The sequence below is a fragment of the Clostridium grantii DSM 8605 genome, assembly GCF_900129965.1.
GTDB lineage: Bacteria > Bacillota > Clostridia > Clostridiales > Clostridiaceae > Clostridium_AF > Clostridium_AF grantii.
Genome location: NZ_FQXM01000002.1, coordinates 292,410 through 314,580, shown reverse-complemented (window position 1 = coordinate 314,580; position 22,171 = coordinate 292,410). Strand labels below are relative to the sequence as shown.

Sequence of the window (22,171 nt, the reverse complement as noted above, 5' to 3'; positions counted from 1 at the left end):
CTACTTTCTTTTTAACCTAGCTATGTAAAAACCATCCATATTTTCATTTGGAAGTATAGTCAAGGTTCCTAAATTATCATATCGAAGATTACTTAAATTTCCTAAAAATATTTTTTCAATCTCAAATCTATCATCCTTTTCTAGGAACCAACTTATATTCTTTATATTCTCATTTTTGTTTAAAGTACATGTTGAATAAATCAAATATCCACCTGACTTAACATAGTCTGCTGCTTTTACAAGTATATCTTTTTGAATTTTAATCAATGCATCTAATTCATTTTTATTTTTATTCCATTTAATTTCAGGTTTTTTTCTTATTATCCCAAGCCCAGAACATGGAACATCTATCAAAACTCGGTCTGCATAATTTACGAATTTTTCATTGTATACCGTAGCATCAAAATTCATCAATTCCACATTTTCAATACCTAATCTCTCTATATTATCTTTAACCAACTTCAACTTATGATCGTAGATATCACAAGCAATAATATTCCCTGTATTATTCATTAACTCTGCAATATGCGTAGTTTTTCCCCCTGGGGCGCTGCACAAGTCTAAAACTTTCAAATTATCTTTTAACTCCATAACTTCTGCTACAAGCATAGCACTTTCATCTTGAATTGTTATTAAACCTTCGTTAAATAAAGGATTTTTCTCCACATTACTACCTTTTCTTATATATATAGCTTCTGGTGAAACTTCCCCTTCTTTAATGGAATATTCAAGTTTAGATAATGATTCAACCACTGTATCATAGTCAGCTTTTAAGGAATTAACCCTTACTGTAATTTCCGGTCTTTGGTTAAGCCCATTTAAAATACTTTCCACATCTTCCTTACTATATTGAGCTAAAAGTAATTTTACCATCCAATTTTCAAAAGAATGTTCAAAACTAAGAGTTTCAGTATAAGATTTTTTTAATTTTTCATCTGGTTTTTCCTTATTTCTAAGGTAATTACGCAAAACCCCATTAACTAATTTAGATTTTGGCATACCACATCTTTTTTTTGTGATTTCCACAGCTTCATTAACTGCTGCAAATGGTGGTATCTTATCAAGATATTTAATTTGATAAATTGATATTCTTAGCACGTTTAATAGCAAAGGGTCATTCTTACTCATTTTCTTGGTTCCATCCTTAAGAAAACTATCTAGAATTTTATCTATTGTATACTTATATCTTAAGGTACCATAAATGATTTCAGTAAATAAACCTCTATCTTTTTCATTTATTTCACTTTCATTTAAAACTTTACTCAAATATATATTTGAATAAAGTCCATCTACAAATATATTTGTTAGCGTTTCTACCGCTAGTTCTCTGGTGCTTTTCATTGATTTCTCCAATCTATCTTCGATTTCTACTTAAAGCTAATAATCTCACTAATTGTAAAATAGACATTAATGCCGCTGCTACATATGTTAAAGCTGCCGCAGATAAAACAGATTTAGCTTTTTTAACTTCATCCCCATATAAAATACCCTTATTCTCCAAAACTGATAAAGCTCTATTTGAAGCGTCAAACTCTACAGGCAATGTAACTATTTGGAATATTACAACTGTGGTAAACAAAAGTATCCCTATATTTATCAATGCTGATGATTTAAAAAAGAATAGTCCTGCCATAAAAATAATCCAAGAAGCATTTGAACTAAAATTTACTACTGGCACCAAAGCTCCTCTTAATTTCAATGGTACATAGCTATTTTTATGCTGAATAGCATGCCCTGTTTCATGTGCTGCCACTCCTATTGCTGCTATAGAAGTACTACTATAAACACTATCTGAAAGTCGCATAACTTTATTAACTGGATCATAGTGGTCTGAAAGGTTCCCTTTAATATGTTGCACAGATATATGTTGTAGCCCTTCATCATCAAGTAATCTTCTTGCAACTTGTGCACCTGTTAAACCATTCATACTTCTAACCTTTGAATACTTTTCAAAAGTGGATTTAACTTTGAACTGAGCCCAAGCTGAAATAATCAACGCTGGTATTAATATTACTATGGTTGAATCAAAACCGTAAAACATATAATCCTCCTCCTTTTATTTTAATACGTATCCTTCTTCTATGGTATTGCCTCTTAAATAGTCTTTTACTAGAAGAACTTTTTTTCCTGGGAATTGAATAGAAGTCAAAAGAATAACTTTTTCACCGCAGGATACTTCAATTCCCTCATCATTTACTTTAAGTATAGTGCCTGCTTCTTTTTCAGAAGTTTTATCTAAAGTTTTAGATGAATAAATTTTCATAATCTGCTCTTTGTATTCTGTATATGAAACAGGCCATGGATTCAATCCTCTAATTAAATCATGTATTTCTTTAGCTGATTTTTCCCAATTAATCTTTGCCAGTTTTTTATCTAACATGGAAGCATAACAAGTTTCAGAATCTTCTTGTTTTATACTCTTAATCTCTTTCTTTGAATATCCTTCTATAGTTTTTATTAGAAGTTCTCCACCTATATCTTTTAAAATATCATGAAGCTCTCCTGCAGTCATATTTTCTTCTATATCTACTTGCTGTTTTAAAAGCATATCTCCTGTATCTAATCCCACATCCATAAGCATAGAAGTGTTGCCACTAACTGTTTCTCCATTAATAATAGCCCAGTTTATAGGCGCTGCTCCTCTATACTTAGGCAATAATGAGGCATGCAAATTGATACAAGCATATTTAGGTATATTCAAAACCTCTTTCGATAAAATTTGCCCATATGCTACTACAATAATATAATCAGGGTCTAAATCTTTAAGCTCTTGAATTATTTCAGTATCTTTTCTTAAACTTTTAGGTTGGTATACTTTTATATTATTTTCTAAAGCAACTTCTTTTATAGGAGATATTGTAACTTTATTTCCTCTTCCTTTAGGTTTATCTGGCTGAGTAAAAACACCTATAACATTGAAGTTTTTGATTAATATTTTTAATGACGGCACCGCAAATTCAGGTGTTCCCATAAATACTATATTCATTTTTTCACCTTCCAATTATTAATTTTCTACTGTTTTATCTGTAAATAAAACTCCGTTTAAATGATCTAATTCATGACAAATAGCTCTAGCTAAAAGTTCTTCCCCTCCTAAAATGAATTTTTCTCCATTTTCATTAAGTGCTTCTACTTTTACCTTCATAGGTCTTTCAACCATCCCTTGAACTCCAGGTACACTAAGACATCCTTCTTCATCAATCTGTGAACCTTCTTTACTTATTATTTCCGGATTAATTAAAACTATAGGACCTTCGCCTACATCTATAACCACAACTCTTCTTAGAATACCAATTTGTGGCGCAGCCAAACCTACCCCATTAGCATGATACATAGTTTCCACCATATCTTCAACCAATATTTTTATTCTATCATTAACTTCTTTTACTTCTCTACTTTTTTTTCTTAAAATCTCATCTCCATTTATTCTTATAGTTCTTAAAGCCATAAAATTACCTCCCTATGTTAATTATTTTTTTACAAATTTTACGCATTTCATACATTCAAAGAGATTACATCATATTTCCAGGATTCACATCCAAACTTACTCTTATATCATTATACATAGTTTTTAAATTTTCATAAATAAAATTTTTAATTTTATTCTCAAATTCATTATCGAATTTACCTTTTATTAATATTTGCCACCTATAATATTCCTTTATTCTGGATAAAGAACTAGCTGTGGGTCCTAACATAACTATTTTATCACTATTGCTTAACTTATGCTTTAATAAATAGCCAATTTTTTGAGTATTTTTTATTAAAATTTCTTCATTTTTGCTACTAAAATTTATAAGAAGAATTTTTCCAAAAGGTGGATAATTCATAGCTGCTCTTAATGCTATTTCACTTTCATAGAATTCTTCGTAATTATTTTGTGAAGCATAAATTATTGCCTGATTTTGTGGTTCATATGTTTGAATTACAACTTTTCCTGGGTTGTTCCCCCTACCAGCTCTTCCACTAACTTGTGTTATAAGTTGATAAGTTCTCTCCTCTGCTCTATAATCAGGTATATTTAAAGAAATATCCGCTGCTATAATCCCTACTAAGGTCACATTTTCAAAGTCTAATCCTTTCGCAATCATTTGAGTTCCTATCAATATATCTGCTTCCCTATTTTTAAATTTATTATAAATTTCTTCATGGGAATCTTTTTTTCTAGTAGTATCAAAATCCATCCTTAAAGTTTTAGCTCGAGGGAATGTTTCTTCAATTATACTTTGTATTTTTTCTGTACCAACGCCAAAAAACTTAACATATTTACTGTTACATTTTGGGCAGCTATTTTTTACGGAGTACTGTTTGCCGCAATAATGACAATTCATATAATTACCCTTTTGATGATAAGTAAGTGAAATATCACAACTGTCACATTTAAATACATATCCGCATTTCCTACAAGAAACAAAAGTTGAAAATCCTCTTCTATTTAAAAAAATAATTATTTGTTCCTTTTTATCCAACTTTTCATTTATGTCATTATATAATTCTTCGCTAAAAATAGACTTGTTATTTTTCATCAATTCATTTCGCATATCAACTATAGAAACTTTAGGCATTTCATAGTTATTAACTCTCTTACTTAACTTAAGCAATTTATAAAAATTTTCTTTTGCTTTATAATAACTTTCAACTGAAGGTGTAGCCGTTCCTAAAATCAACTTGCAATTATATAACCCGCTTTTTAGCTCTGCGATTTCTCTAGTATCGTATTTTGGATTACTATCAGATTTGTAACTTAATTCATGCTCCTCGTCTATAATTATGAGTCCCAAATTATTAAATGGCAAAAATATAGCTGATCTTGCTCCAATAGCAACCTTTACCTCACCATTCTTAACCCTATTCCATTCGTCATATCTTTCTCCATCTCCCAATTTACTATGGAAGACAGCTATTTCCTTACCAAATCTACCCTTAAATCTTTCTACCATCTGAGGAGTCAATGAAATCTCTGGAACTAAAATAATAGAGTCTTTATTAAGCTTCATCATTTTTGTAACAAGATTCATATATATTTCAGTTTTCCCGCTTCCAGTTACTCCGTGTATAAGAAACATATTTTCATTTGATTCCATAATATCACTAACTACATATTGCTGTTCAAAATTTAATTTTACACTTTTATAATTTTCATATTCTCTATCACTATATCTACTAACTACAACATCCTCACTAAGGATAAATCCATTCTTTATCATTGTATTTATAGAAGATAAGGATATATTAAATTTCTTGCTCAAAGCACTTTTATTAAATAAACCATTATTATTTTTTACTATTTGGAAAATTGATTCATAAGGTTCCTTTAGATATTTATTTTTTAATGGTTCTCCCAAAAATAGTAAAGCGGAGGTTTTAGCTTTATTACCTCTAGTTATACCTGTAGGAATCATTACTTTTATACAATCCAAATAAGAACACAAATATTTATCTTTCATTACTTTTATTAATTGTACGTGTTCTTTTGACAATAAAGGAGTTTCATTATTTATCGAAATTATTTCCTTTAATTTTCCAATTTCATTATATTCCGAATATAATTCCATAACGAAAGCATCAATTTTCTTATTACTTCTTCCGAATGGAACTTTTATCATTTGTCCTAATAAAATTTTATTTTTTAATTCTTCTGGGATTTTATAAGTGAATAGCCGATCCACCGCTTTTGCTTCGTTATTGACAATAATCCCTGCGTAATTATTCAAACTTTTCACCTTCTTTAATTTCCACTATAAGAAAAAAGCGCATTAGCGCTTTTTGTCATTAACAATATTAAATAACTCTCTAGCTACAAGCCTTTTAGTCATCTTTTCCAGAGAAATTTCTTTCCCATTTGCTTTTATAATAGTAACTACATTTTCCATAGAATTAAATCCTATTTCACTAGATTTTATATTGTTAGCAACTATATAATCCAAATTCTTTTTTTCCATCTTAGCTTTGGCATTATTAATTAGGTTTTCACTTTCTGCTGCAAAACCTATTAAAATCTGTGTTTTTTTATTTTTTCCTAATTCTTGCAGTATATCTACATCTTTTATCAATTTAATTGATAATTCATCATTTTGTTTCTTTATTTTTTCTTCTGAATATTCAGCTATTTTATAATCAGCCACAGCTGCTGCTTTTACTACTACATCCATAGAATCATAAATTTTTAAAACTTCATCTCTCATTTCACTATTAGTTTGAATCTCTAGAAAATCCACACCAATAGGTGGAACTTCGTTTGATGGTCCCGATATTAGTGTTACATGGGCCCCTCTATCTCTAGCCTCTTCTGCTATTGCATAGCCCATTTTACCACTAGATTTATTGGTAATAAACCTAACTGGGTCTATAAAACTAATTGTAGGTCCTGCTGTTACTAGTACTTTTTTCCCTTTTAAATCTTTTAAATCGTACAATGTTGTCTTAATATTTTCTAAAATCACATCAATATTTGCGAGTTTTCCCTTACCTTCATCTCCACATGCTAATCTACCACTATCCGGTTCAATAAATTTATAGCCAAAACCCTTTAATTTATTGATATTATCTTGAACTATTGCATTCAAATACATATTAGAATTAGCAGCAGGTGCAAAAATTACTGGAGCTTTAGTTGCCATTATAGTAGTAGATAGCATATCATCAGCTATCCCATTTGCTACTTTCCCAATAATATTTACTGTAGCTGGACAAATAATCATAACATCAGCTTTTTTAGCTAAAGAAATATGTTCTATGTCCCAAGTTTTAGGGTCTTCAAACATATCCTTGATTACAAAATTCTGACTTAATGATTGAAATGATAAAGGGTTTACAAACTCAGCTGCACTTTTTGTCATAATAACATGAACATTAAAGTTTGATTTTTTCAACTTGCTTACTAAATCTAATGCTTTATAAGCTGCGATACCACCAGTCACTCCAATAACAACTGTTTTTTGTTCACCCATTTTATCTATTCCCTTTCTTCAGATATTTTTTCGTAAAATACTCTTCCCTCATTAACTTCATTGATAGCTATTGTAAGCGGTTTTTCAGTAGTCTTTCTTTCAAGTAAAGTTTCATCACCTGCAATTAATTGTCTTGCTCTTTTAGATGTTACTGTAACTAGTGTATACCTATTTTCCGCCTTCTTTAATAATTCTACTAATGATGGTTCAATCATAGAGTTGTTCATGAATTATACCCTCCTTTGATAATATGTTTTCCTTCATTCTTTCAACACTGCACTTTTCTGCAGTTATTATACTCTCTATCTTTTCAACTGCTTCAGACAATTCATCGTTCATCACAGCATAATTGTATTTTGAAACATAATTTACTTCTTTATAAGCAGATTTAAATCTTCTCATTAAAGATTCTTCTGTTTCGCTGCCTCTTTTAATTATTCTTCTTTTCAATTCATCCATAGATGGAGGCAATATAAATATAAATACTCCCTCTGGATAAGACTCTTTAACCTTTAAGGCACCTTGAATATCTATTTCTAGAATTACATCTTTACCTTCTTCGATTTTAGATATAACACTTTCTCTAGGGGTTCCATAATAATTTCCATATACCTCAGCACTTTCTAAAAAATCATCCTTAGCTAATCTATCAACAAAATCTTCCTTTGTCATAAAAAAATAATTTATCCCTTGTTGCTCATTTTTCCTAGGAGCTCGGGTAGTTGCTGAAACTGATAACCAAAAATCAGGATTCTTTTCTAATAATTCTTTACAAATAGTTCCTTTACCGGCACCGGAAGGACCTGATATTACTAAAAGTAATCCTTTTTTTACAACGTTATTGTTTTCAAGCATTATTCATCAACCTCATTCATTGGTATTTCATCTTTAACAGATAATCTATGCGCTACAGTTTCTGGTTGAACTGCAGATAAAATCACATGATCACTATCAGTGATGATAACAGCTCTTGTTCTTCTGCCGTAAGTTGCATCAATTAACATTCCTCTTTCTCTTGCTTCTTGGATAATTCTTTTTATCGGCGCTGATTCTGGGCTTACAATAGCAACTAATCTATTAGCTGATACTATGTTGCCAAAACCAATGTTTATTAACTTTATTCCCATGTTCTCCCCCTGTTATTCAATATTTTGAACTTGTTCTCTTATCTTTTCTATTAAACTCTTTAATTCTATGGTTAAATTGACAGTTTCTAAATCACTAGACTTAGAAGCAATAGTATTAGCTTCTCTATTCATTTCCTGAATTATGAAATCTAGTTTTCTACCTACAGGTTCAAGTTCAGTAAAAGTGCCTTTTATTTGGCTAATATGACTTTTAAGTCTAACCAATTCTTCATCAATACTAGCTTTATCAGCAAATATAGCAATTTCATTTGCAATTCTATATTCGTCAATATCACTTTTATCCATTAATTCGCTTATTCTTTCTTCAAGCTTTTTCTTATAATCCATTACTACAAGAAAAGATTTTTCCTCAATTTGGCTAACAATATTCATTATTAAGTCACATTTATTAATTATATCTAATTTGAGTTTTTCACCTTCTATCATTCTCATATTAGACAAATTTTCAATAGCTTCATTAACTAATTGACTTAATTCATCCCAAACATGGTTAATATCCTCTTCTTTTTTTTCTATAACAACTACATCTGGAAATTTTGAGATGAGTGCAACAGAGATGTTATCAACAACATCATAATTATTTTTAATTTCTGTAAGACATTTCATATAGTTATCTGCCAAATCTTTATTAAAAGAAACTTGGTAGTCATCTTTACCATAAGAATTCTGAGAAATAAAAATATCTATTTTTCCTCTTTTTAATTTAGCTTTAACTAATCCTCTAATTTTGTTCTCAATTTGCAAATAATTTCTAGGCATTTTTATATTTATATCAAGATACCTGTGATTTACACTTTTCATTTCTATAGTGAATCCTCTAGTACTTTCTTCTAAAGAAATTGCCCTTCCGAAACCAGTCATACTATTTGACATTTAACTCATCCTTCCAATGCGACAATATGATAAAAAGTTATCTTTTATATGATATCATATTTTTTCTCATATTAAAACAAATTATTGAATTATTAGTATTTAATTAATTAATACGCCCTCATACTTCCTAATACTCTTTTAATTGTTTCTTTATCGTTGGTCAAACTAACTCTGAAATAATTATCATAATCTTTTCCAAAAGAACTTCCCGGTGTTATTATTACTGAATACTTCTCAAGCATTTCACGTGCAAAAGTTTTGTCATTATATCCCAAAGGAGTATGACACCAAAGATAAAAAGTCCCTTTACTATTAAAATATAAAATGTTTTTTTCCTTAAAAATCTTTTTCACCGCATTTTTCCTACTATTGTAAATATTCATATTGCTATCAATATATTCTCTTGGAAGTTTTAAAGCTGCAATAGCTGCATATTGTATTGGAATAAACTGTCCTGAATCAAAACTATTTTTAACTTTTAGTAATCCTTGAATTAACTTTTTATTTCCTACCGCAAAGCCAATTCTAAATCCAGTCATATTAAAAGTTTTTGAAAATGTTCCAAATTCAAAACAATATTTTTCTTCATCATAACTTAAAATACTAGTTGGTTTTGATTTTGAACATATTATTTCATTATAGGCTCCATCATTGCAAAGCAAAATATTCTTACTTTTGCAGAATTTTATAACTTGCTTAAAAAAATATTCATTGGCAATAGCACCCGTTGGATTATTTGGATAATTAAGTATCATTAATTTACTATTCAAACTTACTTTATCACTAATGTCATTTAAATCCAACAAGAAATTATTTTTTTCAAATAGTTTTACTTTATTACACTTTATACCCCATAAATTAGCGCTGGTTTCATAAGGTGGATATTTGGGTTCTGTTATTATAATTTCATCCCCCGAATCACATATCACTGGTAAAGCGTGAGAAATACCTTCTTTAGACCCAATTAAAATAACAACTTCATCTAAATCTAGTTTCACATTGTATATTTTATTATAATAATTAATAATTTCCAATTTCAATTCTTTTATTCCTTCATAAGGTGGATATTTGTTATAGTTCTCTCGTTTTAAAGATTTTACCAACTCTTCTTCAATAGATTTATGAGGATTCAAGTCTGGATCTCCTATACCTAAATCCAAAATTTCCTCACCTTTTTCTATTTTTTCACACTTTATCTTATTTATAGTTTCAAAACAATACTCTTCAAGATTAGCTACTCGACTACTAAACATTATTTTCCTCCAAAGAATACTTTATAAATTATTTTATTCTTAGGATTTTTCTTAAGTTACAGATTATTTATATTATTTACTTTTCTTCAATACTATAACTATAAAAAGCAGGGAAAGCCCCTACTTTAATTTAAGATGCAATTATTAATTTTACAAGAAATAAGAATGCTAAAATATACATTACAATTGAAATTTCTTTTCTTTCACTCTTATCTTTTGTAAAAAAATTATTTATAACGTTTATAACTACGTAAGATAGTATTCCTAGTGTCAATCCATCACCTATACTGTATGTTAATGGCATTAATGCTATTGTTAAAAAGGCTGGAATACCTTCTGTTATATCTGCAAAATCAACATTAATAACATTTTCCATCATATAAAACCCTACTACAATTAGTGCTGGTGCTGTAGCACATGCTGGAATAGCCATAAATATTGGTGAAAAAAACATTGCAAGTAAAAACAAAATACCTGTAGCTACAGATGTTAGTCCCGTTCTACCACCTGCTGCAACTCCTGCAGAACTTTCTACATATGTAGTTACTGTAGATGTTCCCATTAACGCCCCAAAAGTTGTCCCTATTGAATCTACTAATAAAGCTTTTCCTGCATTTTTAACTTTGCCGTCCTTATCAACCATTCCTACTTTAGATGCAACTCCCACTAAAGTTCCTACAGTATCAAAGAAATCTACAAACAAGAAAGTAAACACAACTGTAATAAATGTAAACAAGTTTGCACTATCTAAAAAGAATGATTTATCTAGAGAAATTGCTTTAAACACAATAGGTTTTAAAGATTCATATTTGAATATTCCTGACGGTAAATAAATGTGGTACTTTTCAGCAGCTATAACTGGATTAACAAATGCATATGTCCATGCAATAACTGTACTAGCTAAAATACCCCAAAGTATAGCCCCTCTTACATTTTTTTTAGATAAAACTACTATAATTAAAATACCTATGCATGTTACAATAGAAGTTGGAGATATAAAATCACCAAGACTAAGTAATGTAGCTTCATTATTTACTACTATTCCTGCTCCTACAAATCCTATAAATGCAATAAAAAGTCCAATACCTGCCGTAACCGCAATTTTTATAGTTGCTGGTATTGCATTAACCACTGCTTCTCTAACCTTTGTTAGAGATAAAATAATAAATATAATTCCTTCTACAAATACAGCTGCTAATGCTATCTCCCAAGGTATTCCTTTTTCAAGAACTACTGTATAAGCAAAAAATGCGTTCAGCCCCATTCCTGATGCTAAAGCAAAAGGCAAATTTGCATATAAACCCATTAATATTGTCGCTAATCCTGCTGTCAAACATGTTGCAGTTAAAACAGCACCTTTTGGCATTCCAGTTACTTCTAGAATATTAGGGTTTACAGCTATTATATATGCCATAGCTAAAAATGTTGTGATACCTGCTAGAACTTCTTTTCTAACATCTGTTCCATTTTCCTTAAGTTTAAAATACTTTTCCATATACTTCCCCCTAAAAATGATTATATCACTACAACTCTTTCTACCAAGCAAGTCATAGTGATAAAGGAAGCTTCTATAACTTACTCGTAGTCAGACATTTAAGGCGTCTGGTAGAAACTTCTGATCCTCATCATCAGAATTATACGAGTAGTGCGATATTTACAACTTCACCATAATATCAAAATTCTTAAATCATGTCAAATATTTTGTCAATTAATGTCGACCATCTTTTGTTTCTTGAATTGATAACCTTATTAACCTATTTCTTTTCAAATATTTCCTTTATTAAATCATAATCATTGGTTTGCCCTAAGGCTAACATAAGCTTAATCCTAGCTTTTTGTCCCGGAAGATTATTTCCAAATATCACACCTAATTTTCTTAATTCTTTTCCACCACCCTCATATCCATAAGAATCTAATACTCTTCCCATAAAGCACCTTGTAACTAAAACCACAACAACACCCTTATCGATGGCTCTTTTTATCCCATCAACCATCTGTGGTGGCACATTGCCTCTTCCTAATCCCTCAAGCACAATACCCTTAGCACCAGACTCTACTAGAAAATCGAAAATTTTAGAATTCATGCCTGCAGCGCACTTTACTAACTCAACATTCTCTTCTATTTTATTTGTTAAAATATTTTGTTTTTGTAAAATGTCTCTATAAAAAATAACTTGATTGTTATCAATTATCCCTATAGGTCCAAATTCCGGGCTCTGAAAAGTATTTAAATGCATTGAATGAACCTTTGTAACTTCTTCAGCAGAGTTTAATTCATCGTTCATACAAACAAGTACCCCTTTATTGCTTGCATCCTCTGAAATCGCTGTACAGATAGCTGCTGATAAATTTGCTGGACCATCATATCCCAGTTCAGAACCATTCCTCATAGCTCCAGTTACAATTATAGGTTTGCTTGATTTAATATTCAAGTGAAGAAAATATGCTGTTTCTTCCAACGTATCTGTTCCGTGAGTTATAACAACCCCTTCAATATCTTCCCTGTCCACTATATTTTGTACATATTTAGACATCTCTAACATCTTATTAGGAGTTACATGAGGACCTGGTAAATTAGAAAAATTAAAACTCTCAATATTTGCATATTCTTCAATGCCCGTTACCATACTCATTATTTCTTCCCCACTTAAAGAAGGTACTGCAGCCTGAAGCCTTGGATCTATTTTCATAGATATAGTTCCACCATTAAAAATCACAGCTATTTTTTTCATTATTATCCCCCTTACAGCATTTTATTATTTCGATTATAATTTCAACTTGGATAAGTGTCAATAAAATCAAATTATGAATATTTATTAATTTTTATATATATTTATATATAATCAAATCATTCTAATTATTTTTTCAATTAATTACTAATAATCTATTTTATAAATCTATGGTTTACTTTGTTTCTATGAAATTTTTAACACTATATGTTATATAGTTAACCTATTTAACATAAAAACTCTGATTTAATCAAAAAAATAAAAGGTGGAGATATTTATGTCTCCACCTTCTTTAAAAAGATCATTTTACTTCTTTAGATTACTGTTTTTCTTTATCCTTTGACGTAGTTTCATCTAAATATCCTGTTCCCTTGTCAGGATTATTGACAATACCAGCTATAACTAGTATGCCTAATAAAGAATTCACTATTTCGTCATAATTTTGAGGTACAATCTTTAATCCAAAAGCCTCAAGAGCTAAGGGAATAAAAGCAGCAACAGAAATCCATAATCCATAGTTTTTAAATCTGCTCATTATACCACCCCTCTAATATTATATTAACTTTTTTAATCAATGTTACAAAAATCCGTCATTCTTTTTAAGAATGACGGATTAAAATATTTTTATTATTTATAAGATGATACAAATTAAACCCCCATTGCCTTCATTGATGATCTTTTCCAAAGTTTTTTGGATCTTAATTTGAACATCATCAGGCATTTTATACAATTTGTTTTGGAGGCCTTCTTTAACTAATACTTCTAATGACTTACCAAACATATTACTTTCCCATATTTTAGACGGATCACTTTCAAATTGATCCAAAAGTGATTTTACTAATTCTTCACTTTCTCTCTCAGTTCCCATAATAGGGGAAATCTCTGTTTCTATGTTTGCTCTAATAAAATGTAATGAAGGAGCACTAGCCTTTAATTTAACCCCATATCTAGACCCCTGTCTTACAATTTCAGGTTCTTCAAGTTTCATCTCTTTTAACTGTGGAGCAACAAGCCCATAGCCTCTTTCTTTTACATCTATTAAAGCATCAGAAACCTTATCGTACTCAATTTTGGCTTTATTCAAATTTTGAATAATATCTAATAATTCACTTTCTCCTTTTATGTTTACAGAACAAACTTCACTTAATATTTTATAAAACAAATCCTTTCTAGGATTCATTTTTACACAAGCAGTTCCTTCTCCCATATTAATAGAATCTAATGATGAGTTTTCCAAGAAATCTATTGTGCTGAATTCATCGGTAAAATTTCCTACATCCCTTACCTTGTATACTTTTTTACACATATCTTTAATCAAACTCATAAAATTCATTTTAAGCCAATGACTCACTTCTAACTTTTCAATCCACTCAGGCATTTCAATATTAATTTCCTTTATTGGAAATTCTTTTAATATGCGTTGAAATACATTAGTTATATCCTCTTGTTTCATGTTAGCTACATTCATGATTTGAACTGGAACATCATATTTTTCTTCAAGCTTTCTTTTTAATTCTATAGTTGTTTCATTTTCTGGATTAGAAGAATTTAAAACCATCACAAAAGGTTTATCTATTGCTTTCAATTCTTTTACAACTCTTTCCTCAGCCTCTAAGTATTCTTCTCTTGAAATATCTGTTATAGAACCATCAGTAGTCACTAATAAACCTATTGTGGAATGTTCATTAATAACTTTTTTTGTTCCTATTTCAGCTGCTTCTTCAAATGGAATCTCGTAATCATACCAAGGAGTAGTAACCATTTTAGGTTGTTCCCCTTCTTTATACCCTAAAGCCCCTTTCACAATATAACCAACACAATCCACCATTCTAACTTTAAATTTTGTTTTATCACTTACATCAACCTCAATTGCTTCATTAGGAATAAATTTAGGCTCAGTTGTATGAATGGACTTTCCTGAAGCACTTTGTGGCAATTCATCCCTAGCACGTTGTGCTTTATAAGCATTCTCAATGTTTGGAATAACCATCAATTCCATAAACCTCTTGATAAAAGTAGATTTACCTGTTCTAACAGGTCCAACTACACCTACATATATATCCCCTTGAGTTCTTTCCGCAATATCTTCATATATATCAAAGTTTTCCAATAGTGCACCCTCCCAGTACTTATTATTAACATTATATATATACTGTTAAATACAAGAAATATTACAAAATAATTTAATATTTTAAAAAAAAGCTATTCGTAATGCGAATAGCTTTTAATAATATATTTCATCTTTTTTTTCTCTTGTCATTAATTCATATACTGCATACTTTGGGTCTTTACCATTAAATAAAACATCATAAAGCGCATCTGTTATAGGCATTGATACATGTAGGTCTTTTTTAAGAAAATAGAAAGCCTTGCATGCTTTTACTCCTTCTACCACCATTCCAATTTCTTTAGCGGCATCTTCATATGAATAACCTTTACCTATTAAAATTCCCGCTCTTCTATTTCTGCTATGCCCACTAGTACAAGTAACTATTAAATCTCCTACCCCTGTAAGTCCAGAAAAAGTTTCTTTTCTAGCTCCTAGCTCAACACCTATTCTTTTTATCTCATTCATTCCTCTAGTCATTAAAGCAGCCTTTGTATTATCTCCAAAACCAATACCATCAGACACTCCTGCAGCAAGAGCTATAATATTTTTTACAGCAGCACCTATTTCTACACCGATAATATCATCATTAGTATAAACTCTTAGTTTGCTGGTTGTAAAAACTTCCTGAACCTCTATTGCACTTTGCCTGTCTTTAGACGCTGCTACCAAGGTAGTTGGTAAATCTTGCGCCACCTCTTCTGCATGACTTGGTCCTGACAAAACTACCACTGGATTATTAGGAATTTCTTCTTCTATAATTTCTGAAAGTCTTTTATATGTTTCAACTTCAATTCCTTTGGCAATATTAACTATTATAGCATCCATATGAACATATTCTTTTATCTTTTTACATACCTCTCTCACAGCATGAGATGGTACCGCTAGAACAATAATAGAGCATCCGTCCATACTCTCTTTTAAATCGCAAGTGGCAAACACATTAGAGGGTATAACAATATTAGGAAGATATTTTATATTCTCTTTTTTTACATTAATATCTTCTATTGTTTCTTTGCTTCTATCCCACATATTTATTTGGTACCCTTTTTTAGATAAAGTAACTCCTAAAGCTGTTCCAAAACTACCCGATCCAATAAATGCGATTTTTTTCATGCTATTCTTTCCTTTCTCTGAAGATAAGCTTTATACCAGTTCCACTGAAATCAAAGCTTTCTCTTAATCTATTTTGCAAATATCTGCCATAGGAGAAATGTAATAACTCTGGATCGTTAACAAAAAACACAAAAGTTGGCGGTTTAATTGCTACTTGAGTAGCAAAATGTACTTTTAATCTTCTTACCCCCATCATTGGTGGTTCTTGCATCATTAAAGCTTGACTTATTACATCATTAATAACTCCTGTTTTGATTCGTTTTGAGTAATTTGCATAGCAATCTTTTGCTACAGATAAAACCTTATGGACTCTTTGCCCTGTAAGTGCAGAAATAAACACCATTGGTGCATAATTTAAAAATGCTAAACTTAATGAAATTTCTTTTTTAAATTTAGCCATTGTTTTATCATCTTTTTCAATAAGATCCCATTTGTTTACAAGAACTAATATGGATTTATTTAATTCATGTGCATACCCAATAATTCTTTCATCTTGTTCTGCCACACCTTTTTCTGCATCTAACATCAATATACAAACATCTGCTCTTTCTATAGCTGCAAGAGTTCTTACTGCACTGTATCTCTCTACTTGTTCTTTTATTTTACTTTTTCTTCTTAATCCTGCAGTATCAATAAGCGTAAATTTTCCCAAGTCATTTTCTACATAACTATCCACAGCATCTCTTGTAGTACCAGGTATGTCACTAACTATATGTTTTTCTTCTCCTAATATTTTATTAATCAAAGAAGATTTACCTACATTTGGTCTTCCGATTATAGCAATCTTAATACTGTCATCCTCTTCATCTTCCGTAAATAATCCCTTGAAATAAGCTGTAACCTCATCAAGCATATCTCCTAATCCCAATGCTTGAGTAGAAGAAATAGCAAAAGGTGTTCCTATCCCTAGATTATAAAATTCGTAAGCGCTTGATTCTAATTCTCTTGTATCAATTTTGTTAACCGCAAGCACTACTGGCTTTTTAGATTTTCTAAGCATTTGAGCTACTTCTCTATCTGTATCTGTCAATCCTTGTTTTCCATCTACAATAAAAATAATAACGTCAGCCATTTCAATAGCAAGTTCAGCTTGCCTTCTCATTTGTGTAAGAATAATATCTTGATTATGAGGCTCAATCCCACCTGTATCGATAATAGTAAATTTATCATTTAACCATTCTGCTTCAGCATAAATTCTATCTCTTGTAACTCCTGGTTGGTCGTCTACAATAGCGATTCTCTTTCCTGCTAATTTATTAAATAGGGTTGATTTCCCTACGTTAGGTCTCCCTACAATTGCAACTATTGGCTTTGCCATGTTTATTCCTCCTCTTGTATGTGATTTATAATTTGGATTAAATCCTCACCTGTATAATCACATAATAAAACTTTTTTATTTAACTTCTTTTGTAAATCTTCAATTGTAATATCATCAAGTAAAACTAGTTCCTTAGAGTCACTTAACTCATATCCTTTTCTCACCACATTATCAGGTAATATCATATAATTAAATTCTTGGAAATCCTCTTGAATTTGCTCTATTATGTCCTGGCCAGTAAGTAAACCTGAGACTGTTATAGTTTCTCCGAAAAAGTTGTTGATTATTTTTTTTACCTTTATATTAAGGTTAGAATTTTTACTCATAATAATGTTTGCCATAGAGACAATTTCATCATAAGCTAAAGTTCCTGTCACCAAAAGAATATTTTCTTTTAAATTTTTTCTTAAATCTTCTAGAGTCATATTTATATTATCTCTCAATTTTCTAACAGTTCCAATACCATCTTCTAGTTGTTCAAAATCTTCATAGAACTCACTTGATGGAATTTCTTCTTCTGCTAAAATATAAAATTCATCTGACAACCTAATAAATACCTCTCCATGTTCCTTTAAAAATTTTTCTTGATATACAGCTACTGCATCTAATAACTGTTTTGAAGTTTCTTTATTAAAAATATCAATTTGCGGCAAATGAGATTCTTTTCTAAACTTAGTTATTCCAATAGGAACTGCTGCCACATTATTCACATTTGGATAAAGCTTATATAAATCTTCAACTGTTTTAATAAATTCTTCTCCATCATTGTAACCTGGACAAACCACAATCTGTGAATTCATACTTATACCATTTTCAGCTAGTCTTTTCATCCTTTCATAAACATTTCCTGCAAATTTATTATTCATCATTTTGCATCTAAGACTTTCATTCGTTGTATGTACAGATACATTTATTGGACTGATTTTATATTTAATTATTCTATCAATATCTTCCTCACTCATATTAGTCATTGTAACAAAGTTTCCTTGGAGAAATGATAATCTAGAATCATCATCTTTAAAATATAATGTTTCTCTCATTCCCTTGGGTAATTGATCTATAAAACAAAATATACATTTATTATGACATTTTTTAGGATTATCTAAAATTGGTTCTTCGAATTCTAATCCCAAATCTTCATCATATTCTTTTTCAATTTCAATTTCCCAAATTTCATCTTCTACTTTTTTCAAAATTTCTAATACTAGTACTTCATCAGTTATAAGATATTTATAGTCAATAATATCCTGAATATCCTTATCATTAATTTTTAATAACTTATCCCCAGGTTCAATCCCAACTTCTTCTGCTATACTAAAAGGTTTTATATATTTTATTTCAGAAATCATAATTCCTCCATAGATTCCAAATCATATCATTAATATTTTTGCCATACATTATGTATAGTATCATTAATCTAAACATTCTGCAAGAATTCATTTTTTAAATAATTAATGATAGCACAAAAACCAGACTAATCTGGTTTTTATTTAAATTCACTCCATATTTATCGGGATTTCTATTATAAATTCCGATCCAGTCTCCACTTTAGTATTAACTGTAATATTTCCTTCAAAACTCATTACAATATGTTTCACTATAGCTAACCCCAGTCCTGTTCCACCCCTATCTCTAGACCTAGCTTTATCAACTCTATAAAACCTTTCAAAAAGTCTATGTATATGTTCTTCTGGTATCCCACACCCAGTATCTTTAACAGATACTACATAATTGTATCCTTGAACTCTAGAATGAACGTAAACTGCATCACCATTTTCAGAATATTTTATTGCATTATCAACTAAATTTATTAACATTTGTTTGAAACTATCTGGATTGCCTGTAATAATAGGATTACCCTCCATAGTTTTAACTAAAAGAATCTTTTTCTTTTTAGCCATAGATTTTGTTAAAGAATAAACTTCATTTACAATTTTATTTACTTCAAAGTCCACATTATTTGCATTAGGTTTATATTGTTCAATATCAGATAATGTAAGAATGTCATTTATCAACCTAGTCAATCTTTCTGTTTCATCATTAATTATGTTCAAAAATTTATCTCTGGTTTCTTTATCCTCCACATATTTTAATGTTTCAGCAAACCCTTTAATTGAGGTAAGAGGTGTTTTTAGTTCATGGGAAACATTGGCAACAAATTGTGATCTCATATTTTCTAGTCTTCTTACATCTGTAATATCATGAATAACTGCTACTGTGCCAATTTTTGTATTCTCACTTATAATATCTGCTGTTTTTATCTTCAAATGCTTTTCAATAACATTATTTATTTTAATTTCCTTTATATTATTATTATCATTAAATATTTCTTCAAAACTTTCTTTATCAATGAAATTATTTATATCATTACCAATAACATCTTCATTTATTCCGAAAATCCTTTTTGCATAAGGATTTAACATAATTATTTTATTGTAATCATCTATGGCTATAACTCCACTATCCATACTTTTTAGAATCGCCTCCAATTTATCTCTTTTATCAATAGAATCCTTTATAGTTAATTGTAATCTATCTGCCATTTTATTAAAGGTAACTGCTAATTGACCTATTTCATCATCAGAGAAAAACCTTGCTCTTCTATCAAATTGACCTTGTGCAATTTTAGATGTGGTTGACTCTAAATCTTTTATAGGTTTAATTATTGCATAAGTGAGCTTGGATGATATTAACAAAGAAATCAAAAATACAAAAGCTAAGATTGTCAGATAATACTTTAAATATTCACCTTCAAGACCAGTTATTACATCTACATACATAGAACTTCTTATAACCATATCATTATGAAAAGTTGCATAATACATCATTCTTTTTTTAAGGGTACCACTATATCTAATTGAAGTTCCTTTACCTGTTTTTCTTGCTTCTATAACTTCTTCCCGATTATTATGATTTTCCATTAATTCTGAATCTGCTTCAGAATCAATGATAACCTTCCCATCTTTATCAATTATTGTAATTCTTAAATCTGTATCTTTATAAAGTTTTTCATAAATATGTTCATCATTTAAAATTCCTAATTCAATTTGATTTATAATTAATTGATTATTTTTCTTTAATTGATTTTTTATGAACTCCTCATTTTTGAAATTAATAAGAGTTACAAATAATAAGGTTACAATAATCAAACTTAAAGTCATAGTACCTATTATGGATATCATTAATTTCTTTTTCATGTTTATTCTCCTAAACTAAATCTATACCCAATACCTCTTATAGTTTCTATGTATTTAGGTTTTTTATCATCTTCTTCAATTTTCTTTCTCAAATGTCTTATATGAACATCCACTGTTCTAGTTTCTCCTATATACTCATAACCCCATATTTTTTCAAGCAGATAATCCCTAGTCATAACCCTTCCTTTATTCTTAATAAATTCACTCAATAATTCAAATTCTTTATATGTGAGATCAATTTTATTTTTATCCTTTATTACTTCATGCTTTTCAAAATCCACCATAATATCGCCAAAAGAATAAATATCCTCAAAAACTTGAATTGTAGTTCTTCTTAATACCGCTTTTACTCTAGCTAGTAATTCTTTCACTGAAAAAGGCTTTGTTATGTAATCATCGGCTCCCAATTCCAATCCATGTACTTTATCAAACTCCTCTCCTTTTGCTGTTATCATAATAATGGGAATAGAAGAAATACTATTGTTTCTTCTTATCTCACTACATACATCATATCCGTCCATTCCCGGTAGCATCAAATCCAATAAAATCAAGTCAGGCTTTTCCTCTTTAGCTAATTTTAATGCTTTTAATCCATCCCCTGCAACAAGTACATCGTATCCCTTACTTTTTAAATTAAACTTTATTAACTCTTGAATATTTAATTCATCATCTACAACTAGAATTTTTGCATCGCTCATAACTTTCCTCCTATTTTGTATAATTTTTCCATTATCTTATAATTACAAATGAAAACATTCTTCCATATTCTACTGTTTTTTTTCTAAATGAATGCAGACAAATCTCTTTTTCACAGTAAGTACACTTATTAACTTTTATTATCTTTTTATGATGAACTCCTATAGATTTAAGTTGTGTTAAAATACAATTTTGCAAACTTAAATTTTTACCAGAATTAATATTATCTTTTTTATATAATTCCTTTTGTAAAAATTTATCTATTAAATCATAATCTACTTCATAACAACAATCCATAATATGCGGCCCAATATAAAAAGATAAATCCTTTATTTCACTTTCATAACAATCCACCATTTTATTCACTGCCTCAATAACAACTTCATCATAGGTCCCTTTCCATCCGCTATGAACGGCAGCAACAACTCTTTTTTTACCATCAATGATTATAATTGGCACACAATCAGCATTAAATACCCCTACTGCTATATTTTTTTTATTGGTTAGAATCCCATCTGCTTCTTTAATTTTGTCACTTTCATTAAATATTATAACATTTTTCCCATGTACCTGTTTACAATATCCTATTTTCTTAACAGAAAAATAACTTTCCATCTTTTTTATATTATTTAACCCTTCTTCTGTATTCATATTAAATGATTTATTATTTTCCCCAGTAGAAAAATATATTTCAATATCACTTTCCTCAAAATTTATAAATTGAAAATCACTTTTTTTTATCATTTCTTTTACACCCTCCTACTATCAAGTTATTAATCCTTTA

21 protein-coding genes and 1 riboswitch are annotated in these 22,171 nt (G+C 29.6%); all 21 genes read right to left on the bottom strand.

Annotation, left to right across the window (positions count from 1 at the left end):
* The 21 genes from rsmB to pgeF all read right to left on the bottom strand — a co-directional run bounded on the left by rsmB (position 1) and on the right by pgeF (position 22,131).
* Positions 1 to 1,341, bottom strand: coding sequence for a 16S rRNA (cytosine(967)-C(5))-methyltransferase RsmB (rsmB, locus tag BUB83_RS01395; RefSeq protein WP_073336224.1), 1,341 nt, complete (start codon positions 1,339 to 1,341; stop codon positions 1 to 3).
* 13 nt (positions 1,342 to 1,354) lie between these two features.
* The gene (locus BUB83_RS01390) at positions 1,355 to 2,041 is read right to left on the bottom strand and encodes a zinc metallopeptidase (RefSeq protein ID WP_073336222.1); all 687 of its coding nucleotides are present in this window, start codon (positions 2,039 to 2,041) and stop codon (positions 1,355 to 1,357) included.
* Positions 2,042 to 2,056: 15 nt separating this feature from the next.
* Positions 2,057 to 2,986: a methionyl-tRNA formyltransferase gene (fmt, locus tag BUB83_RS01385; RefSeq protein ID WP_073336220.1), complete on the bottom strand. Its 930-nt coding sequence runs from the start codon at positions 2,984 to 2,986 to the stop codon at positions 2,057 to 2,059.
* Between the two features lie 18 nt (positions 2,987 to 3,004).
* Complete coding sequence (def, locus tag BUB83_RS01380; RefSeq protein ID WP_073336218.1) at positions 3,005 to 3,448, bottom strand: peptide deformylase; 444 nt, start codon at positions 3,446 to 3,448, stop codon at positions 3,005 to 3,007.
* A 64-nt stretch (positions 3,449 to 3,512) separates the two neighbouring features.
* A complete protein-coding gene (priA, locus tag BUB83_RS01375) occupies positions 3,513 to 5,714 on the bottom strand; it encodes a primosomal protein N' (RefSeq protein WP_073336216.1) in 2,202 nt (733 codons plus the stop codon).
* 42 nt (positions 5,715 to 5,756) lie between these two features.
* Entirely contained in the window at positions 5,757 to 6,950 is a 1,194-nt protein-coding gene (coaBC, locus tag BUB83_RS01370; RefSeq protein ID WP_073336214.1) for a bifunctional phosphopantothenoylcysteine decarboxylase/phosphopantothenate--cysteine ligase CoaBC, read from the bottom strand.
* Between the two features lie 5 nt (positions 6,951 to 6,955).
* The gene (rpoZ, locus tag BUB83_RS01365) at positions 6,956 to 7,177 is read right to left on the bottom strand and encodes a DNA-directed RNA polymerase subunit omega (protein WP_073336212.1); all 222 of its coding nucleotides are present in this window, start codon (positions 7,175 to 7,177) and stop codon (positions 6,956 to 6,958) included.
* The gene (gene gmk, locus BUB83_RS01360; protein WP_073336210.1) at positions 7,158 to 7,805 is read right to left on the bottom strand and encodes a guanylate kinase; all 648 of its coding nucleotides are present in this window, start codon (positions 7,803 to 7,805) and stop codon (positions 7,158 to 7,160) included. Before gmk ends, rpoZ begins: the two co-directional genes overlap by 20 nt.
* Entirely contained in the window at positions 7,805 to 8,077 is a 273-nt protein-coding gene (remA, locus tag BUB83_RS01355) for an extracellular matrix/biofilm regulator RemA (RefSeq protein ID WP_073336208.1), read from the bottom strand. Before remA ends, gmk begins: the two co-directional genes overlap by 1 nt.
* Positions 8,078 to 8,089: 12 nt before the next feature.
* On the bottom strand, positions 8,090 to 8,971 hold the full coding sequence (locus tag BUB83_RS01350; protein ID WP_073336206.1) for a YicC/YloC family endoribonuclease: 882 nt from the start codon (positions 8,969 to 8,971) through the stop codon (positions 8,090 to 8,092).
* A 107-nt stretch (positions 8,972 to 9,078) separates the two neighbouring features.
* Entirely contained in the window at positions 9,079 to 10,224 is a 1,146-nt protein-coding gene (locus tag BUB83_RS01345; protein ID WP_073336204.1) for an aminotransferase class I/II-fold pyridoxal phosphate-dependent enzyme, read from the bottom strand.
* 130 nt (positions 10,225 to 10,354) lie between these two features.
* Positions 10,355 to 11,719, bottom strand: coding sequence for an NCS2 family permease (locus BUB83_RS01340; protein ID WP_073336202.1), 1,365 nt, complete (start codon positions 11,717 to 11,719; stop codon positions 10,355 to 10,357).
* A 67-nt stretch (positions 11,720 to 11,786) separates the two neighbouring features.
* Positions 11,787 to 11,886: riboswitch (purine riboswitch) on the bottom strand.
* A 92-nt stretch (positions 11,887 to 11,978) separates the two neighbouring features.
* Complete coding sequence (locus BUB83_RS01335; RefSeq protein WP_073336200.1) at positions 11,979 to 12,956, bottom strand: asparaginase; 978 nt, start codon at positions 12,954 to 12,956, stop codon at positions 11,979 to 11,981.
* Positions 12,957 to 13,272: 316 nt separating this feature from the next.
* Positions 13,273 to 13,488 carry a holin gene (locus BUB83_RS01330; protein ID WP_073336198.1) on the bottom strand — a complete coding sequence of 72 codons (216 nt, stop codon included), beginning with the start codon at positions 13,486 to 13,488 and terminating at the stop codon, positions 13,273 to 13,275.
* Positions 13,489 to 13,584: 96 nt separating this feature from the next.
* Positions 13,585 to 15,063 carry a stage IV sporulation protein A gene (gene spoIVA, locus BUB83_RS01325; protein ID WP_073336196.1) on the bottom strand — a complete coding sequence of 493 codons (1,479 nt, stop codon included), beginning with the start codon at positions 15,061 to 15,063 and terminating at the stop codon, positions 13,585 to 13,587.
* Positions 15,064 to 15,177: 114 nt separating this feature from the next.
* Positions 15,178 to 16,176, bottom strand: coding sequence for an NAD(P)H-dependent glycerol-3-phosphate dehydrogenase (locus BUB83_RS01320; protein ID WP_073336194.1), 999 nt, complete (start codon positions 16,174 to 16,176; stop codon positions 15,178 to 15,180).
* A gap of 1 nt (position 16,177) precedes the next feature.
* Positions 16,178 to 17,494, bottom strand: a complete 1,317-nt coding sequence (der, locus tag BUB83_RS01315; RefSeq protein WP_073336192.1) for a ribosome biogenesis GTPase Der — start codon at positions 17,492 to 17,494, stop codon at positions 16,178 to 16,180.
* A 2-nt stretch (positions 17,495 to 17,496) separates the two neighbouring features.
* Positions 17,497 to 18,843 carry a DUF512 domain-containing protein gene (locus BUB83_RS01310; RefSeq protein WP_073336190.1) on the bottom strand — a complete coding sequence of 449 codons (1,347 nt, stop codon included), beginning with the start codon at positions 18,841 to 18,843 and terminating at the stop codon, positions 17,497 to 17,499.
* Between the two features lie 147 nt (positions 18,844 to 18,990).
* Positions 18,991 to 20,691, bottom strand: a complete 1,701-nt coding sequence (locus tag BUB83_RS01305; protein WP_073336188.1) for a HAMP domain-containing sensor histidine kinase — start codon at positions 20,689 to 20,691, stop codon at positions 18,991 to 18,993.
* Between the two features lie 2 nt (positions 20,692 to 20,693).
* Positions 20,694 to 21,389 carry a response regulator gene (locus tag BUB83_RS01300; protein ID WP_073336186.1) on the bottom strand — a complete coding sequence of 232 codons (696 nt, stop codon included), beginning with the start codon at positions 21,387 to 21,389 and terminating at the stop codon, positions 20,694 to 20,696.
* Between the two features lie 31 nt (positions 21,390 to 21,420).
* Positions 21,421 to 22,131 (bottom strand): peptidoglycan editing factor PgeF, encoded by a 711-nt coding sequence (gene pgeF, locus BUB83_RS01295; protein WP_073336184.1) that lies wholly within the window; start codon positions 22,129 to 22,131, stop codon positions 21,421 to 21,423.
* Between the last annotated feature and the right edge of the window lie 40 nt (positions 22,132 to 22,171).

What these genes read in the sequence shown, in the direction of transcription:
- rsmB (WP_073336224.1), bottom strand. Translation starts at nt 1,341, where the DNA reads ATGAAAAGCACCAGAGAACTAGCGGTAGAAACGCTAACAAATATATTT.
- BUB83_RS01390 (WP_073336222.1), bottom strand. Translation starts at nt 2,041, where the DNA reads ATGTTTTACGGTTTTGATTCAACCATAGTAATATTAATACCAGCGTTG.
- fmt (WP_073336220.1), bottom strand. Translation starts at nt 2,986, where the DNA reads ATGAATATAGTATTTATGGGAACACCTGAATTTGCGGTGCCGTCATTA.
- def (WP_073336218.1), bottom strand. Translation starts at nt 3,448, where the DNA reads ATGGCTTTAAGAACTATAAGAATAAATGGAGATGAGATTTTAAGAAAA.
- coaBC (WP_073336214.1), bottom strand. Translation starts at nt 6,950, where the DNA reads ATGGGTGAACAAAAAACAGTTGTTATTGGAGTGACTGGTGGTATCGCA.
- rpoZ (WP_073336212.1), bottom strand. Translation starts at nt 7,177, where the DNA reads ATGAACAACTCTATGATTGAACCATCATTAGTAGAATTATTAAAGAAG.
- gmk (WP_073336210.1), bottom strand. Translation starts at nt 7,805, where the DNA reads ATGCTTGAAAACAATAACGTTGTAAAAAAAGGATTACTTTTAGTAATA.
- remA (WP_073336208.1), bottom strand. Translation starts at nt 8,077, where the DNA reads ATGGGAATAAAGTTAATAAACATTGGTTTTGGCAACATAGTATCAGCT.
- BUB83_RS01350 (WP_073336206.1), bottom strand. Translation starts at nt 8,971, where the DNA reads ATGTCAAATAGTATGACTGGTTTCGGAAGGGCAATTTCTTTAGAAGAA.
- BUB83_RS01345 (WP_073336204.1), bottom strand. Translation starts at nt 10,224, where the DNA reads ATGTTTAGTAGTCGAGTAGCTAATCTTGAAGAGTATTGTTTTGAAACT.
- BUB83_RS01340 (WP_073336202.1), bottom strand. Translation starts at nt 11,719, where the DNA reads ATGGAAAAGTATTTTAAACTTAAGGAAAATGGAACAGATGTTAGAAAA.
- BUB83_RS01335 (WP_073336200.1), bottom strand. Translation starts at nt 12,956, where the DNA reads ATGAAAAAAATAGCTGTGATTTTTAATGGTGGAACTATATCTATGAAA.
- BUB83_RS01330 (WP_073336198.1), bottom strand. Translation starts at nt 13,488, where the DNA reads ATGAGCAGATTTAAAAACTATGGATTATGGATTTCTGTTGCTGCTTTT.
- BUB83_RS01320 (WP_073336194.1), bottom strand. Translation starts at nt 16,176, where the DNA reads ATGAAAAAAATCGCATTTATTGGATCGGGTAGTTTTGGAACAGCTTTA.
- der (WP_073336192.1), bottom strand. Translation starts at nt 17,494, where the DNA reads ATGGCAAAGCCAATAGTTGCAATTGTAGGGAGACCTAACGTAGGGAAA.
- BUB83_RS01310 (WP_073336190.1), bottom strand. Translation starts at nt 18,843, where the DNA reads ATGATTTCTGAAATAAAATATATAAAACCTTTTAGTATAGCAGAAGAA.
- BUB83_RS01305 (WP_073336188.1), bottom strand. Translation starts at nt 20,691, where the DNA reads ATGAAAAAGAAATTAATGATATCCATAATAGGTACTATGACTTTAAGT.
- BUB83_RS01300 (WP_073336186.1), bottom strand. Translation starts at nt 21,389, where the DNA reads ATGAGCGATGCAAAAATTCTAGTTGTAGATGATGAATTAAATATTCAA.
- pgeF (WP_073336184.1), bottom strand. Translation starts at nt 22,131, where the DNA reads ATGATAAAAAAAAGTGATTTTCAATTTATAAATTTTGAGGAAAGTGAT.